Below are 17,516 nucleotides of genomic sequence, written 5' to 3'. Positions count from 1 at the left end.
GGAATAACAGTTGCTATATTACAAATAGCAGCCGCAAAAACGTGTTCCTGTCAGTAAAGACATGACAGGAGCAGAGGCGGCCCACGTGTATGGGGAAGACCCGTAAAAACACCAGCAGGCGGGGCCCGTGGCGCACGATCATGATAGATCTGCCGCTTTGCCAACAGCATAATGCTTAAAGCAACAAAAACTCCAATAAAGACAATATCGGGCAGTTGCAGTAAGGGGCAAAGAGGGCAGAACCCGTTATCATCATGCGAATGGTGTGCGGGATCATGCCCTTCATCATCCGCAGGCATTACCATGGCATCATCCATATCAGGACATGCCGGGCTTTTAAGTGCAGGGCCAATATGAAGGCCAGTAAGGCGTTCAAGCGTAACACGGGGCATTTCCCCAAGCTGCGCATGGCTTTGAAGAAAAAGCTGTCCGACAAGCCCCACCATTACACAAATGGCCACCAGCCATCGGCTGGCAAACAGGCGCATTTTTGCGTGCATGGTGGCTGATCTAGACAAAAATCCTCTCCAAATTGTGTACTTGTTAAAGGAAGATAATTTGCCTTTTGTCAAGGAAGAGTGGTTGGCGTGATCATGTTACACGTAAAAAGCACGGTATAATCTGGCACAAGCCAGGGGTCAGCAGGGCTGTTCTGTTGTATGGGCAGGTATAGCTGCTCCTATATCAAGTCTATCGCTTTTGCGAATGAAGGAGCGTAACCCAATAAAAGGCCTGCATGAGGCTTTTATCGGCTTCCTGTATTTCAAAACCGAATTCAGGCCTGATTGTTATTCCTACAAAAAGGAAACAAACCATGTCAGCTTACAGCATTTTACGGACTGCCATTGAACAGAAAAAAGCCGTGGCTTTTACGCTTCATGACAAGCCGCAGCTAGGCTCACCTTATGCTCTGGGGAAAGGGGATGGCGTAGAAAAGGTGCTGATGTATCGTGGTGTAGATACACACGAAAAGCGTGTACCTGCCCAAGGGCAGTGGGATTGCCTTGCCGTATCTGACCTGAACGATGTAAAGCTGCTTGCTGACGAGCCGTTTCACCAAGGCCACCCGGATGCCACACAGCGCGCTGGTATTCGTGAAGTGGATATCGAGCTTTAAGATCGCCCTGTTTATCGGCATCACTTAATTGGATGCCGATAAAACCCTTATACAGTTACCAGATGACTAAACATTATTTCCACAAATGATGGAAATGGTGCAGGGGGCCGTGCCCATGCCCGACATCAAGCGTATCACTCGCTGCAAGCGCACCATGCAAATATGCTTTTGCTCCTCGCACGCTTTCTTCAACCGATTTAGAAGGGAGAAGAGCCGCTATTGCAGCAGAAAGCGTGCAGCCTGTGCCGTGGTCATTACGTGTGCAGATGCGTGGTGCTGCAAACTCAATAATTTTTCCAGCGGAACCATAAAGCAGATCAACACTCTGCGTTGATCCTTCAAGATGTCCCCCCTTTAACAAAACCCATTCCGAACCCAGCTTGGCCAACTCTTTTACCCGTAAGCGCATTTCATCCAGCGTCCATACGGGGTGAGCATTCAGCAAAACACCTGCTTCTGGCAGGTTGGGGGTAATAAGCGTTGCAAGCGGCACCAAAAAGTCTCTGATAGCACTTACCGCGTTGCCTTCCAGAAGGTGATCTCCACTTTTGGCCACCATAACAGGATCAAGCACAATATTTTTTGCACCATGATAATGCAGGCGGTCTGCAATAACCTCAGCAATGCTGCTGTTGGGAACCATCCCTATCTTAACTGCATCCACCCGCACGTCATCAAACACGCTATCAATCTGTTCGCCCACAAATTGCGGGTCTAGGGCCACAAAAGAACGTACGCCTTGAGTGTTCTGGGCCACCACAGCCGTAATGGCCGCCATGCCATACGCCCCCATAGCCGAAAATGCTTTAATATCTGCATGAATTCCAGCGCCTCCTGTGGGGTCGGTGCCGGCAATACTCAAAACATTGGCGATCATGGTCAGGCAATTCCCTTTTCGCAAGAACGTAGCTTCCTGCCGCGAAACTCCAGCAAAAAAGGATAGGGTGGCCAAACCTGTCCCTTCGCCGGCATAACCCGGATCAGGTTCAAAGGGTCATTGCGCTGCCTTTTGGCCTTGCAATATCTCAGCTCCATGTCGGAGCCCCCCTCGGTAACACGCAACGTATCAGGGCAAGGGGCTTTATGCACGTAATATTAACGGTAGGTTTGGAGGACGTCTTCAGTTTTACAGCGGCCTGCGTGATATCCGTATCTTTGACACCATGAGAGGCAGGTGTTCTTAGAATTACGGTATAAAAGAAGTTAGAACAGGCTTTTTACGGAATAATGACTATCCATGACTTTTAGCATACGTACGGCGTGTATTAAGGATGCGCCTGTTCTTCCGCTCATTGAAAAATCCGCCGCGCAGATTTTTCGGCAAATTCCTTCATTAAGCTGGATAGCCGATCACGCCGTTTTGCCGGTGGATACGCATCTTGCTGCCATAACCACAGGCACAAGCTGGGTTGCTATTGATAAGCAGGGTCACCCAATTGCTTTTCTTTGTGCGCAAATATACGCGCAGGAATTGCATATTCTAGAAATATCCGTTTGCAAAAAAGAGCAGGGGCGGGGCATAGGCACCGCGCTGCTTTACACGGCATGTAGTTGGGCAAAAGCATATGGCCTTAGAGCCGTCACTCTGACGACTTTTCGTGATCTACCGTGGAATGCGCCTTTTTATGCGCGTCTCGGTTTCAAGATACTTCCAGAAGGCTTAATAAGCCCAAGGTTAGCTACTATATTACAAGATGAGGTAAAAAGTGGTTTTTCCAAACAAACCCGCTGCGCTATGCAATTGAGCCTGAGCCACTTTAAGCCCGCATAATCTGCTACAAGCCTATTATAGCACAAATGGCAATCAAACAGCCGCAAAGCGTAGTATCCCAGCCTTATATATTGAAATGGCTGGGATATTCACACAGATTTTTATTTTTGCAGTACAGGCGCAGAAATGGCGACGCCGTTTTCCCATGTTTCAATAATTTTGTCGGCATTTGCAATGTTGGTTGCGGGGTTACCGGTAACAACTAACACATCAGCCCGTTTGCCCGGCGCCAATACGCCACGGTCAGAAAGATCCAGCAAATCTGCTGCGTTCTGTGTGGCGATATGAATAGTCTCTAAAGGTGTCAGGCCGGCCTGCACCGTAAGGGCCAGTTCCCGATGTTCTGCCACGCCGGGCACTCGTAAAGGGGTGGCGCCGCTATCTGTGCCAAAGCCGATTTTTACGCCCGCATCATGCAATGTTTTCAGGTTTTGTAGGTTCATTGCCAAAGATGTGCGGGCAAAATCGGCCTGTTTGCCCGTTTTGTGCTGCGCCTGCCATGCTGGATCGTTAATCTGTTTTTGTAGAGGGCCAGAAAGACCGGCTGTTGCAAAGGGTGTTTGCGTCCACGGTGCGCGATCAGCCCATGCTGTGGTGGCTTCATCAAGCTGAAGGGTGGCAATATACCAGATCCCGCGGGCTTTAAGCGTTGCAATCAAATCCGGTGTAACGGGTTTGTCTCGTATGCCGTGGGCCAAAATATCCACTCCGGCGGCCACAACATGCTGAGCGTCTTCCAGATCATGAATATGCGCCGCCACACGGAGCTTGCGTTTATGGGATTCCTCTACAACGGCGGCAATAACATCCGGGCTCATTTTAACAGGCAGTGTGCCATCAAAATCATCAACCCAGATTTTAACCAGATCCGTGCCTTCATCTGCCATTGTGTCCACGGCTTCTCGGGCTTCATTGGCGGTTTTCGGGCGGAAAAGCTGGTTGGGAGCCACATTCACAGGCGGCGCACCATTGGGAACACCAATACCTTGATCAACACCGAACAGATCAGCCGGGGTTTTACCCGCATGTGCTTCCTTACGGAGCGGATCAAACACATCTGGCACGTTATTACCCAGCGCCGTAACCGTGGTAACACCATAACGACGATACTGACCAAGCGCCGCCATAATATTGGCGCGTGTATAAAATTGAGAACCCGTGGTAACGCCCTCATACTGCCCAACGTGGCTGTGATCGGAAATAATGCCCGGCAGAACGGTATCTCCTGCACGATCCAGTACTTTGGCATCTTTGGGAATATCCACATTTTTGCCCACCGCAAGAATATGCTCTCCCTGCATCACAAGCGTTCCATCTTCTATGGGGGCTGCTCCGGTGCCATCCACAATACGCACATGCGTAAGCGCAATAGGGGGAGACGAGGCAGCAAGCACCGGCGTTGTTATAAAAAGAGCAGTTGTGATGAAAAGCATACGGCGCATATTGATCTCCCTAATAGCGTCATAAACGGCAAGAAAGTGATATTCGTTCCATGTTTATCAGATATTCATGAACCAAGGATCACTTCTACTTTATGTAAAAGCCCATCATCTTTCATATTTATTTCATGCGTCATGTAGCTTTGCACGCCATCTATGGTGATCTTTCTTATACCACGGCAAACATGATCCGGGTTTTTTACCAGAATACTGTAACGCGCTGTTTTCCACTGCAATGTTACCTCAAGCTCTGGCCAATGCTGCGGAATGCAGGGGTCTATCAAAAGCTTGTCCCCCTGAATGCGTACACCAAGAATGGTTTCGGTTCCCACCCGTTGCATCCAACCGGCAGAGCCTGTGTACCAAGACCACCCACCACGCCCAACATGCGGGGCTTCAGAATATACATCAGCCGCAATAACGTAGGGTTCCAGCCTGTAACGCGCGGCTTGTTCCGGTGTTTGGCTATGGCTGATGGGGTTAAGCATATGGAATAATGTTTGGGCCAGATTGCCATCGCCTAAAGCTGCAATGGCCATAACTGTCCATAACGCTGCATGGGTGTACTGGCCGCCGTTTTCACGTATGCCGGGTGGGTATCCTCGAATATAACCGGGGTCTGGCATGGCTTTATCAAACGGTGGCGTAAGCACAAGAATAAGCCCGTCCTGCTCCCGCACCAACCGATGAACGGCAGAGCGCATGGCATGGTTGGCCCGTTCTGGCGTGGCTGCACCAGAAAGTACAGACCAAGATTGAGAAATGGCATCTATCTGACATTCCGGCATGGTGTGAGAGCCCAGCGGCGTGCCATCATCAAAATAGGCTCGCAGGTACCAATCTCCATCCCATGTGTGTTCCAGCGCCTTGGCCAGTTTGCGGGTATGCTGCTGCCATTTATCAGCCCGCATATCTTCATTCCGAGCACGGGCAATGGGGATAAATATCTCAAGTGTGGTGTAGAGGAACCAGCCAAGCCACACACTTTCCCCTCGGCCCTGTTCTCCTACACGGTTCATGCCATCGTTCCAGTCTCCCGTGCCCATGAGAGGAAGGCCATGAACGCCTACAGCAAGGCTCCGATCAAGCGCACGGGCACAATGCTCAAACAGTGTAGCACTTTGTGCCGAGTGCGCTGGCACCATAAAGTTATCATGCTCGGTTATGGGCAGCGGAGGGGCTTCCAGAAAACCAATAGTTTCATCCAGAACAGCAAGATCCCCCGTTGTGTTAACGTAATGCGCAACCGTGTAACCAAGCCATGTGCAATCATCCGAAATATGGGTGCGCACGCCTGCTCCTGTCTGCGGGAGCCACCAATGCTGTACATCGCCTTCCACAAACTGGCGGGAAGCGGCCCGTATCAGATGCTCTCGCACCAGAGCAGGGCACGAAACCGCAAGGGCCATGCCATCTTGTAACTGGTCTCTGAAACCATAAGCGCCGCTGGCCTGATAAAAGCCTGCGCGTGCGCGCACGCGGCTGGAAAGTGTTTGGTACAACAACCAGCCATTCAGCATGATATCCATGCTGCGATCTGGGGTTTTAACCTGAACAGAACCGCAAATGCTGCGCCACTGCTGTTTGACATCATCCAGAACGGTATCCAGATCAACCATCCGATAACGGGCAATCATCTGCCTGGCTTCTGCCTCGTTTTCCGCTTCTCCTAACAGAAAAACAATTTCTACGTGGCCATCTGCGGGCAGGGTGACTATGGTTTGCAAAACACCACATGGATCAAGCCCAGCACCGGTGCTTCCCTGCACGGTATCGGCTAGTGTTAAGGCATACGGGCTATCAAGCGTGCCATTTCTGCCAACAAAGGTTGTGCGGTCTCCCGAAATGGCGGTTACGTAGCCACCAATATCAGCAAAGGCAACGCGGCCTCCGTAAACGGCACTCCAGCGATTGTAAGCAAATAGTGCTCCCGTAGCGTCATCTATTTGCGTTGTAATGAAAGATGCTGTTTTGGCGCGTGCCGTCCCAAGCACCCACTCAACATATCCGGTAAGAGAAAGCGTGCGCGCATGGCCTGATAGGTTGTGCAGTTGAATGCGAGAAATCTTTATAGGGTCTTTTACCGGCGTATATTGCAAAAGCGTGCTGGCTATGCCGTGTGCAATACGATCATACTGCGTATAGCCATACCCATGCCGGCTGACATAGGTGGCATCTATATCTCGGCGGATGGCAGCCGTTGGGCTCCATAATACTTTGGTATCTTCATCCCGCAGGTAAAAAACTTCGCCCGGTTGATTGCTGACAGGATCATTAGACCACGGAGTAATCTGGTGCTCACGGCTGTTTAGCGCCCATGTATAACCACTTCCTTCGGCAGAAGCCTGAAAGCCCGCAGTATCATTGGCAATAACATTAATCCATGGGGCAGGCGTTGTGCGACCGGAAGCGAGTACAACCACATATTCCTGTCCATTCTGGGCAAACCCACCGTGACCATTGAAAAATTCAAGCTCAGGAATATCGGGCACCTTGAACGCGCTGGGTGTAAACACATGCGGTGTTTGAAACAGAACAGATTTAGGAGCTTCGGCCACATTGGCCTGATCAAGCTGTTCTGCCAGCCCCTTATCTGCCGAAAGAACAACGCGGGCAGCTGCCAATAAAAGATTCTTTACCGGTGTGGAAATCAGATCTGCCCGCAAAATGCAGATAGAGCCCGCGACAGTTGCCCTTTTGGGCATAGAGCGCACAAGGTTTTCAAGCGTGTTCTGTAGATCTTGTAAATAGGACGATGGGTGCTCATTCATCAGCACAAGATCAACAGCAACCTGTTTAAGCCGCAAGTATTCATGCGCCAGCAAAACCTGCCGGATAATATCTGTATCTGGCGTATCCTTTACGCGCAAAACCACTAAAGGCAGATCACCAGAAATACCTTGTTCCCATAGTATTGGCTGGGCAGCCATACCTTGCATGATAACTGCGGATGATGCGCGCAAAGCAGCATTTGCAAACAGAATATGGCCCGCCAAACGCTGGAACAGATCTGCTTCTGCTGGGGTAATATCAAAATGTCGGAACTGAATCTGCGCTTGTGTCCAGGCCAGTGTGCGTGCGCGATCCAGCGCGGTATCATCCTGATGCACCTCAATCAAGCGCTCCAGTTCCTGACGGGATGACGCAACCATTGTCCAAAACGTTATCCGTGCTGTAGCACCGGGCTTGATGCTTACGCGGCTACGAATAGCAAAGCAGGCGTCCAGCACCGTACCGGTTTGCCCAGATAGTTGTGTTTTACCCGTTAAAGCCGCAGGAGATCGCGCTGTGCGGCCGCGTCCAATAAACTGCGCACGGTTTGTTTCCACCGTGATGGGGGTAGAGCACACGGCTACATGCGCAGCCCAGATTTCAGGCTCATCGGGGGTACGCCGCCTACGGGTTGCTATAAGGGTTTTGGCTTCCGGCAGGTAATCTGTTTCTACAAATAGTTTGGTAAAGGCCGGATGCGCGAGATCTGAATCTGGGGCAAGCAAAGCCAGCTCTGCATAAGATGTGATATCTATTTCAACACTATCATAGCCAGCATTAAAAACGCTCAGATAGCGTACATCAGCATCATCTTCAGCAGAAACCATGACCTCCACAGTTGTTGTTAGAGAGCCATCGCGCCGGGTGAATTCGGCGCGATCTTCATGGAAAACACTTATGTAATCATCCGGCTCCTCTCCACAGGGCTGAATGCCAGCAGACCATACTTTCCCAGTCTTTACGTTTTTCAGGTAAAGATAAGACCCAAAGTTATCCAGCGTTGGATCTTCCCGCCACCGAGTAACGGCCTGTCCCTGCCACATTGTGTAGCCAGACCCCGCTGCTGTGAGCATGACGGTATAACGACCATTGGAAAGAAGGTGCGTAATGGGTGCGGGCGTATAATCCGTGCCGTAGTACCTACCAGATGCCGCTTGTGGTAATTCCGAGCGCGGCAGAGGATATTCTTCTATTGGCAGAGGATGAGCCACAGCGCCTGTGCGTGGCGCACGTTCTTGCAATAACAGCTCGGCCGAGGCAATCACGGGGTCATCATGGAAGCGCTTTCTCATGATACCGTCCAGAACTGCATCTGCCACGGAAAGAATGGACATGCCCTGATGGTGTGCCATGTAAGCCTGCACAATAGCCATTTCCTGCCCATCCGGCACACGCTCCGGGGTATAATCTAGCGCTTCGTAAAAACCGTAACGACCGTGTGCCCCTGTTTTTTCCAGAACAAAAAGATTGGCGACAGCTTTTTGCGGATCAACCATAGCGGCCAGCAAGGTGGCATAGGGGGCTACAACTCTATCCTGCCCAAGGCCACGTTTTAACCCCAGCCCCGGAACGCCAAAGTTTGAGTATTGATAGGTGTAATCAACATCCCGCACATTATAGGCGGATTCCGAAATCCCCCATGGAATATTGTGAGACTGCCCATAAGCAATCTGGCGCTGCACAATAAGCGCGTTGGTTTGCTGGAGCAGGCTACCTATAGGCGCACGCATAACCAGAGAGGGCATAAGATATTCGAACATGGAACCCGACCACGAGACCAATGCTGCTCCGCTGCCAGCAGAGGTTAGAGCACGACCCAGACGGAACCAATCCCGCGCAGGAATGTCTCCTTTTGCAATGGCAAAAAAGACTGCGAGCCGAGATTCAGAGGCCAACAGATCATAACAGTTACTATCGGAGATATCTTCAGTAACAACAAACCCGATAGACAAAAGTTTGCGTGCAGGATCACGCAAAAAAGCAAAGTCCATGCCGTACGCCAACATAGTTGCTTTGCTCTGCAATGCTTTCAGCCGGGTTTCAAAGGTCGTGTTATGCGTATGGTCCAAATCACGCAAATGGCTTTCAAGCGCTTTTAATGGCGCCACACACCAGAAAAGTGGGTCTGACGTTGTTTGTTCTTCGGCTGCATTGGTTTCTGCATAAAGATGGGCTGCGTGTTCTGCTATGGTTTGCGCCTGTTTCAATAATGCTTGCAAACTCTCCTCTGTTTTGACTTCAGGGGCCGTCAGAACAGATGTTTTTAACCGCGCGAGGGCTCGGATAAGAACTTTTTGCTGTTTTGTATTCTGCAGCCGTTCTCCATTGCGGAAGGTAAGATCTGTAATGGCAAGGGTAATGGCATCTGCTATACCTTCGCGCCACATGGAGGGTTGGGCTGTATATGCAGTCCACTCACAACAAACACGTGCCAGCGCGACAAGGTGACCAGCAAAATTACCGCTATCTACAGTAGAAACATATAAAGGAGCCAACGGCTCCAGATCAGCCGTACTGTACCAGTTATATAAATGCCCTTTATATTTTTCTAATTTGTCTAGTGTTTTAAAAGTATTTTCAAGCCGATCTATTGTATCAGCCAAGCCGTTCCAGCCAAAATCATAGGCGCTAACTGTGCATAAAAGATAAAGCCCTATATTGGTAGGCGATGTACGTCTGGCGATAACAGGAGAAGGAACTTCCTGAAAGTTGTCTGGCGGAAGCATGTGGTCATTCGCCGTTACAAATTCTTCAAAAAAGCGCCATGTATTGCGGGCTGTAAGACGTAAAGTGCGAATATCTGTGCGGGAAGGGCGCGATTGGGCCGTTAAAACGGCTGCGCGACTTGTCCATAACCCAATAGCAGGAGAAAACGCCCACAGAATAGCCAGAGGACCAATAAAAATCAGGTTTCCCACATCCTGCATGGTAACTTGTAGAACAAGAATAACCGCAATAAGTGGGCCAGAGAGCATTTTCAGGTAATATTGTTGCAATCCGGACTGCAGAAGATCCGCCGTTTGCGCTGCTGGCACCCATTGCAGCAAATAGCGCTTTGTTACAAAAACACGCCCAAGGGTACGGATAATGGCATCACCTAACAAACAAGCCTGATGCACCAGAAACGTGATATTAAGTGCCGTCATAACAACGGCATTGGAAATGGATGCCCCCAAAACATTAAAATAACTACGAAAACTGATCCACTCCCGGCGTGGCACAATATCGGGAATAACTGGCAAAAAAGCAGGTATCGCCATAATCAGAAGAATAAACAGTGTCCAGATACCAGCGTTTTCTGGCAACAAAACCCAGCAGATAATCAAAGCCAAAAGCGTAAAGGGTGCGCATAAGGTGCGGCGCAGATTGTCCACCATTTTCCAACGCGCAATTCCAGATAAACTGTTGCGTGGGGAAGGGGTGCGAAATATGCCTGAAACAATCCAGGGAAGTAGCTGCCAGTCTCCTCGTGTCCAACGATGGAGCCTTTGGGCTGCAACCAAATAGTCTGTTGGAAATTCCTCTATCACCTCAACGTCAGAAGCCAATCCGGCGCGCGCAAAAATACCTTCAAACAAATCATGGCTTAAAAGGGTTGCTTCAGGCACACGCCCAGCCAAAGCGGCTTCAAACGCATCAATTTCGTAAATACCTTTGCCTGCATAAGACCCTTCTCCAAACATATCCTGATACAGGTCTGATATTGCAGATGAATAGGCATCTATACCGCTAGACGCGGAGAAAATACGCTGGAACAAAGTACTTTGATGCCCGATAGGCAAAGATGGCGTAACACGAGGCTGCAAAACGGCATAACCTTGCTGCACACGCCCGGTTGTTGCATTAAATTGCGGCGCATTAAGGGGATGTGCCAGTTTACCCACCAGTTTTTTTACTGTTTCAAGGGGCAGGCGTGTATCGGCATCCAGCGTGACGATATATTTTACAGCTTGTGGAATATTATGGCGGCATTCTGCCAAAAAAGTGGTGTCAGACGCACCACGCAACAGGCGGTTTAGTTCATGCAATTTTCCGCGCTTACGTTCCCACCCCATCCATACACCTTCACTCTCACTCCAAACCCTGTGGCGATGTAGAAGGAGGAACCTGTTGCCATCCGGCACAGATCCGTATTTTTCGTTAAGATGGTGAATACCGGCAGAAGCTAACTGGAAAAGTGCATCATCTTCTGGTGCAGATGCCTCTGAATGATCAGACCAATCTGTTAAAAGCGCAAAGTAAACACCGCTATCATGAGTGGCCAGATAGTGGACTTCCAAGCGGGATAAAAGTTCATCCACCGTTTTGACGTTGGTAAGAAGGGCAGGAATAACCACCATTGTACGCAATTTTACGGGAATACCATCTAAAAGCTCCAACCCCGGCAATGCCGTTACCTTGGTAACACGCAAAGCCAGCCAGTTGATGCATGCAACGGCTGCTTCCAATGCGGGTGAAAAGGCCAGAACAGCCACCAACAAAACCCACGGGAACCAAACATTTTCCTGAAAAGAAAGCCACACCGGCCCAGTCAGAAAAATGAGCGCCAGCATAAACACAACCACGGCATAACCTGTAATGCCGCTTTGGCAGAATGTTTGGGCCAGTTTTCTGGAAAGATTGGGACGAAAACCTATAGAGGCTTCCAGAATGGAACGCCCTTCCATCACAAGATAATAACCGGGATCATTCTTGCGTTGATCAAACGCATTGGAAGCAGCAGCTTCTTGCGCTAAAAAAACAGCCTTCTTGGCAATATCAATTTCATCAACAGTGCTGCCATAGGCCAAATCCTCAATAGCTTTGCGGTAGAGATCTCGGCTGGCAAAATCTGCGCATGTAAAACTTGCATATTCTGCAAATACTGTATCAACCAAGCAAACTTGTTCAAAAATCTCTGCCCAATCAGATTCTGCAATATGTCGCAGACTAGTAATAATATTTCGAATAGTGGCGTTAAAAGCACCCTGCGTTTGTAAATACTCTTGAATTCCTTGCTCAATATCTGTTTTTTTATCTGCCAAGCGCTGTTCTAACCACACAAGAACAGGGTTTTTTTCTGGATCTATACCTCTTGAACGATGCGCAAGCTGCGCCGTAAATGCTGGCGTAATAATGCGTGGGTCTATTTGGGATAATATGGCGGACAATGCAGCAGCATCGTTCTTTCGGGCGGATGCAAGCTGATCAGCCAAAAGATCAGCCGCTTGCTGGCTTGCGTGGCTATCTATAATGGCACTTACAATGCGGCGCAGGTTTTCTATTAAAACAATGCGCAAGGTAATGGGAACAGCCCAAAGCTCACCTATCGTAAGCGGGGCAACCGTTTGATAGGCAAGCAGAAACTTACGCAGAAAATCTGGCTGTAAGTAACTGTCTGTATGCGCAACAAAAGCCCACGTAATGCCAAAAACGCGCGGTAAACCAACAAAAGGGCCATTCGCAAGTTTGGGAAGGCGCGTATAATACCCACTCGGCAAATCCAGACTGGTCTCTCTAATCTGCATATCAATAAGGGCATAGTTATCTGCCAACCACTGGGCTGCTGGCGGTAGCAATCGGCCCCTTTGACTAGCCTTGGTAACAGTTTCATTGGCCGCGGCAAGCAGGGCGGCATTTTCAGCTAACCTGCGTTTAAGGGGTTGTCCGCGTCGGTTATGCTTGGCGGGTACAACAGCCTGTGCGGCCGCCAGGCTTCTGGCATGAGCCTCCAAGCGTTCAATACCAAAAATTTCGCTTTTTATCGGGAAGAGGTCATCCTGTATGTGAACGTGAATATGCCCCCCAAACAAACGGCGCAAAAATGAACGTCGGGCATTTTTGGGGCCAGTATCTGATAGTGGTTCTGTATGCATGTACCAACTCCCTGATAAGGGCCGTACAAAGCTGTAATGCGGCCTTTATTCGTTATTTACGGAACAGGCTTTTTCTTGTTTTTACGCTGGAAGAAGGCACTTTTTCTTCTAAAAACGTATGGTTTTTTACCATTTTGTTTTCTGTATGAGTGGGATTTGGCAAAACATTTTTACTGGCTGCGTTGCCACCATCAGTTATATTCTGCTCCACCTTCTTTTTTGTTTTTGAAGGAGCAGCAGGAGCCTGATTATTTACAAAGTGAGTGCGCATATTCGTTCTCCATCCAAGAGAAGTCAGCCGCAGATGTTTCGATTGTACTTTAGGTAGATTTCGAGAAAGAAAATCATGTAACCAGACAGATAGAATATAATTCTAACCGCCAAGTATTGAGCCGTTATTCAACGCAGGAACGGATGAAACGTTCCAGAACGGATTGGGCTCTATGTAAGGCAGAGCTAAAAATAATTTTCAAAGGAAATGCCAGCCCATCCACATTGGCTTATTTTACAATATCAATCATCAAACCGCACTGTGCGCCCCTGTTTAATACGTGCGCGATGCGCTTTTCCCTGCAACCGCCGTTGGCGCGCTGCGCGACTAGGCCGGGTGGCAACACGAAAAGCCGGACGATGTGCAGCCTCACGTATTAAAGCGGCTAAACGTTCCACTGCGTCTTCACGGTTGCGCTGCTGAGTGCGAAACCGTCGTGCTGTAATAACAATAACCCCATCACGCGTGGCCCGACTTCCGGCCAGTTCCAGCAAGCGCGTACGCACGCGATCTGGCAAAGAAGCAGAATGTGCCGCATCGAACCGTAATTGGGCAGCCGTAGCAACCTTGTTTACATTTTGCCCGCCAGGGCCAGACGCTAAAATATAAGTGACCTCCAATTCGGAATCGGCCAGAGAAATGTTGGGAAGGATAGAGATTGCCATAAGGTCAGCATAACACGTTTTGTGTTGTTATGCTTGTGCGCCCAAAATCTGCCGTTGGAACCATTTTGCATCTCATGCGTAAAATTAAGAACACGGGGAGCGACGAAACCTTAGAAACGCGCGATTTAAGATTATGTAAAGGGACGACGCTCCCGCCGAAACACGGGCGAGGAGAAGATCATGGTTGTCAAAAAAAATACGCCAAGCAAGACTGCTAAAAATGGTTTAAAAACAGATAAAAATAAAATTGAACCAAGCTATACCGAGCAACAAGGTAATGGGGGAGAAACACACCAGCAAGCTGGTGGTGATGTGGCAACACTTACCTCTGCTCAGGGTATTCCTATAGCGGATGATCAGAACACTCTGCGTTACGGTGCACGTGGCCCGGCGTTGATGGAGGATTTCCATTTCCGGGAAAAGATTTTTCATTTTGACCACGAGCGTATTCCCGAACGCGTTGTGCATGCTCGTGGCTATGGCGCACATGGGTATTTTGAACTGACAGACAGCCTTGCAGACGTTACGCGGGCCGCCATTTTTCAGAATGTGGGGGAACGCACGCCTGCCTTTGTCCGGTTTTCTACGGTTGCAGGCTCTAAAGGTTCATTTGATGTCGCGCGGGATGTCCGTGGGTTTGCTGTCAAGCTTTATACCAAGGAAGGCAACTGGGATCTGGTTGGCAATAATATTCCGGTATTTTTCATTCAGGATGCCATCAAGTTCCCGGATATGGTGCATTCTGTAAAACCAGCGCCAGACCGTGATTTTCCGCAGGCGCAGTCTGCCCATGACAACTTCTGGGATTTCATTTCGCTAAGCCCAGAAAGCTTTCATATGATCATGTGGGTGATGTCTGATCGGGGTATCCCGCGTTCCTTCCGTTTTATGGAAGGATTTGGGGTGCATACATTCCGCTTTTTAGACAGCAATGACCGCTCAACCTTTGTGAAGTTTCATTGGAAGCCGAAGCAGGGCTTGCAGTCTGTTGTGTGGAACGAAGCCGTTAAGATCAACGGGGCGGACCCTGATTTCCATCGGCGAGACCTCTGGAGCGCAATTTCCAGCGGAGACTTTCCCGAATGGGAACTTGGTGTACAGCTCTTTGATGAAGAATTTGCCGAAAAGTTTGATTTCGATGTGCTGGACCCCACCAAACTTATTCCAGAGGAACTGGTGCCTGTCAGAATAGTGGGCCGCCTGGTACTGAACCGCGTTGTTGATAACTTTTTTGCCGAAACAGAGCAGGTGGCCTTCTGCACACAGAATGTGCCACCCGGCATTGATTTCTCAAACGATCCCCTGCTGCAGGGCCGAAATTTCTCGTATCTGGATACACAGATCAAACGGCTTGGTAGCCCCAATTTTACGCATATCCCCATTAATGCTCCTAAATGCCCCATGGCGCATTTTCAGCAAGATGGGCATATGGCCATGCATAATCCCGTAGGCCGCGCCAATTATGAGCCGAATAGCTGGGGGGCGGCAGGTGGCCCGCGTGAAAACCCCAAACAGGGCTTTCGCAGTTTTGCGAGCGAGGAAACTGGCCCCAAACGGCGCCTGCGGCCTGAAAGTTTTTCAGACCATTACAGCCAGTCCCGGCAGTTTTACATCAGCCAGACACCCATTGAGCAGAAGCATATAGCAGACGCCATTACGTTTGAGCTGAGCAAGGTGGAACGGCCAGATATCCGTTCTCGCGTTGTGTCGCATCTGCTACATATTGATGAGGAACTGGCAATAACGGTAGCAGGCGGGCTGGGCTTACCATTGCCAGAACCCGCACAGGGAACACAGCCTACACGCACAGATCTTCCGCCATCTGATGCGCTCAGCATCCTTAAGAATGGGCCAAAAACATTTGCTGGCCGAAAAATGGGTATTTTGGTGACAGATGGTATAGATGCAGAGCTTTTTGCGGCACTTATTGCCGCCCTTCAGGCAGAAAAAGCCGATTATGAAGTCGTTGCTCCCAAAATTGGCGGCATTACATTATCGGATGGCACCAAGATAACGGCGCAACAGAAAATAGATGGCGGCCCATCTGTACTCTACGATGCCGTAGCCATTCTTGCTTCCAAGGAAGGCACAAAAGTGCTGGCCGGTAATCCAGCAGCCAAAGATTTCCTGACCGATGCTTTCACGCATAACAAATTTATTGGCTATTCTGCAGAAGCTGGCACGTTGTTTAAAAAGGCAGGTCTGGCAGAAGATGTTGATAAAGGCTGCATCAAACTTGGTAGCAAAAACGATGCCACTGCGTTTGTAAAAACCTGCGGCGCACTCCGCTTCTGGCAACGTGAAAAGCTGGATTAAGAATACACATCAGCCCTCACACGCGTTTATAACCGTGGGTGAGGGCTGCCCATTTTTCCAAAAGCTATTTGTTACTCATAGCCTCATAATTTGCAGGATACTGGCTGCGCTGTGTAACGGGTGAACAGCGCAACCAGCACCAGCCCGCCAAGGCCGCAATAACAGACCCGGCAAAAATCCCCAGCTTTGCTGATACTACCGTATCCATATCCTGAAATGCCAGACCGGCAATAAACAAGCTGATGGTAAAACCAATACCACATAGCAAGGAAAGCCCAAAAAGCATTTTCACCGATGTTGCCGCTGGGGCAGGGGCTATGCGCAACTGGAATGACAATATGGTTGCTCCAAACACACCAACGGGCTTTCCCACCACCAACCCCAATATGATGCCAAGGGGAACAGGAGCAAGAAGCGTGCCCAGATGCACGCCAGCAAGAGAAACCCCAACATTCATAAAGCCAAATAGGGGAAGCACCAGCCACGTAACAAAAGGTGTTAGTGCGGAGGATACTTTTTCAAGCGGTGTTATTTGTTCTGTATTTTTTGCACATGGTTGGGCGGGCAAGCAAAGACCAGTAATAACCCCGGCAAGCGTTGGGTGCAGGCCGGAAGATAAAAGCATGCCCCAAAGCAGCAAGCACCCAAGGGCGTAAACCCACACAGATCTGCAATCCAACAACCGATTTGCAGCAATCATGGCCATGGTTACAAAAAGCACACCTGCCAGCGCGGGCCAATAAAGGGCAGAACCGTAAAACAGGGCAATCACAACAATGCCCAACACATCATCAAAAATGGCAAGAGCCATAAGCCACGCACGCGCCCCAGCAGAAACACGCGCCCCCAGCGCCATAATAACGGGCAGTGTAAATGCAGCATCAGTGGCTACAGGAATGGCCCATCCATGAAATGCTTCTGTATGCCCATGCGTTACCAAAAGGTAGGTAAGCGCTGGCACAATCATACCCCCCAACGCGCCAATTAATGGCAAGGCAATCTGGCGCATGGATGAAAGATGGCCCGAAACCATCTCTTTCTTGATTTCCAGAATAATCAGCAGAAAAAACAGCGTCATCAACCCATCAGATACCCATGCCGTGAGTGTATCTGGCATATGCTGCTCTAAAAAAGGCAGCCGCATAGGCATTGTAATCAGGGTTTCATAACCATCAGACCAAGCCGAGTTTGCTAGGGCAAATCCTGCAAGCGAGGCGAGGAGCAGGGCTGTTGCACCTCCTGCGGGAGATTGCAAAAAACGTTGGATACGATGAAAACACGCAGCGGAAGTATCTGTCATGCGTGCATAT

General features: G+C 49.6%; 10 protein-coding genes and 1 riboswitch. Of the genes, 3 read left to right on the top strand and 7 right to left on the bottom strand.

Features of this window, described 5'->3' with window-relative positions; translation table 11 throughout:
* Window positions 1-50: 50 nt before the first annotated feature.
* Window positions 51-488: a DUF2946 domain-containing protein gene (locus WG31_RS07120; protein WP_035353767.1), complete on the bottom strand. Its 438-nt coding sequence runs from the start codon at window positions 486-488 to the stop codon at window positions 51-53.
* A gap of 326 nt (window positions 489-814) precedes the next feature.
* Between WG31_RS07120 and WG31_RS07115 the strand changes: the two genes are divergently transcribed.
* On the top strand, window positions 815-1,117 hold the full coding sequence (locus WG31_RS07115; RefSeq protein WP_063354071.1) for a hypothetical protein: 303 nt from the start codon (window positions 815-817) through the stop codon (window positions 1,115-1,117).
* A 73-nt stretch (window positions 1,118-1,190) separates the two neighbouring features.
* Here WG31_RS07115 and thiD read toward each other — a convergent pair whose 3' ends face one another.
* On the bottom strand, window positions 1,191-1,994 hold the full coding sequence (gene thiD, locus WG31_RS07110; RefSeq protein WP_063354070.1) for a bifunctional hydroxymethylpyrimidine kinase/phosphomethylpyrimidine kinase: 804 nt from the start codon (window positions 1,992-1,994) through the stop codon (window positions 1,191-1,193).
* A gap of 62 nt (window positions 1,995-2,056) precedes the next feature.
* Window positions 2,057-2,176: riboswitch (TPP riboswitch) on the bottom strand.
* Between the two features lie 178 nt (window positions 2,177-2,354).
* Between thiD and WG31_RS07105 the strand changes: the two genes are divergently transcribed.
* On the top strand, window positions 2,355-2,888 hold the full coding sequence (locus WG31_RS07105; RefSeq protein ID WP_063354069.1) for a GNAT family N-acetyltransferase: 534 nt from the start codon (window positions 2,355-2,357) through the stop codon (window positions 2,886-2,888).
* Window positions 2,889-2,989: 101 nt separating this feature from the next.
* Here the strand turns inward: WG31_RS07105 and WG31_RS07100 are convergent, their stop codons facing one another.
* From WG31_RS07100 to arfB, 4 genes are all read right to left on the bottom strand, one after another.
* The gene (locus tag WG31_RS07100; protein ID WP_063354068.1) at window positions 2,990-4,330 is read right to left on the bottom strand and encodes an amidohydrolase family protein; all 1,341 of its coding nucleotides are present in this window, start codon (window positions 4,328-4,330) and stop codon (window positions 2,990-2,992) included.
* A gap of 65 nt (window positions 4,331-4,395) precedes the next feature.
* Window positions 4,396-12,954, bottom strand: coding sequence for a GH36-type glycosyl hydrolase domain-containing protein (locus tag WG31_RS07095; RefSeq protein WP_063354067.1), 8,559 nt, complete (start codon window positions 12,952-12,954; stop codon window positions 4,396-4,398).
* Between the two features lie 52 nt (window positions 12,955-13,006).
* The gene (locus WG31_RS07090; RefSeq protein ID WP_063354066.1) at window positions 13,007-13,225 is read right to left on the bottom strand and encodes a hypothetical protein; all 219 of its coding nucleotides are present in this window, start codon (window positions 13,223-13,225) and stop codon (window positions 13,007-13,009) included.
* A 242-nt stretch (window positions 13,226-13,467) separates the two neighbouring features.
* Window positions 13,468-13,890 (bottom strand): alternative ribosome rescue aminoacyl-tRNA hydrolase ArfB, encoded by a 423-nt coding sequence (arfB, locus tag WG31_RS07085; protein WP_006115479.1) that lies wholly within the window; start codon window positions 13,888-13,890, stop codon window positions 13,468-13,470.
* Between the two features lie 180 nt (window positions 13,891-14,070).
* On the opposite strand from arfB, the gene katE reads away from it, so the two are divergent.
* Window positions 14,071-16,206 (top strand): catalase, encoded by a 2,136-nt coding sequence (gene katE / locus WG31_RS07080; protein ID WP_063354065.1) that lies wholly within the window; start codon window positions 14,071-14,073, stop codon window positions 16,204-16,206.
* A 64-nt stretch (window positions 16,207-16,270) separates the two neighbouring features.
* On the opposite strand, the gene nhaA is transcribed toward katE, so the two are convergent.
* A complete protein-coding gene (nhaA, locus tag WG31_RS07075; RefSeq protein WP_063354064.1) occupies window positions 16,271-17,506 on the bottom strand; it encodes a Na+/H+ antiporter NhaA in 1,236 nt (411 codons plus the stop codon).
* Window positions 17,507-17,516 lie beyond the last annotated feature (10 nt).

The organism is Acetobacter oryzifermentans (assembly GCF_001628715.1).
GTDB lineage: Bacteria > Pseudomonadota > Alphaproteobacteria > Acetobacterales > Acetobacteraceae > Acetobacter > Acetobacter oryzifermentans.
This window is presented reverse-complemented; position numbering and strand designations above follow the sequence as displayed.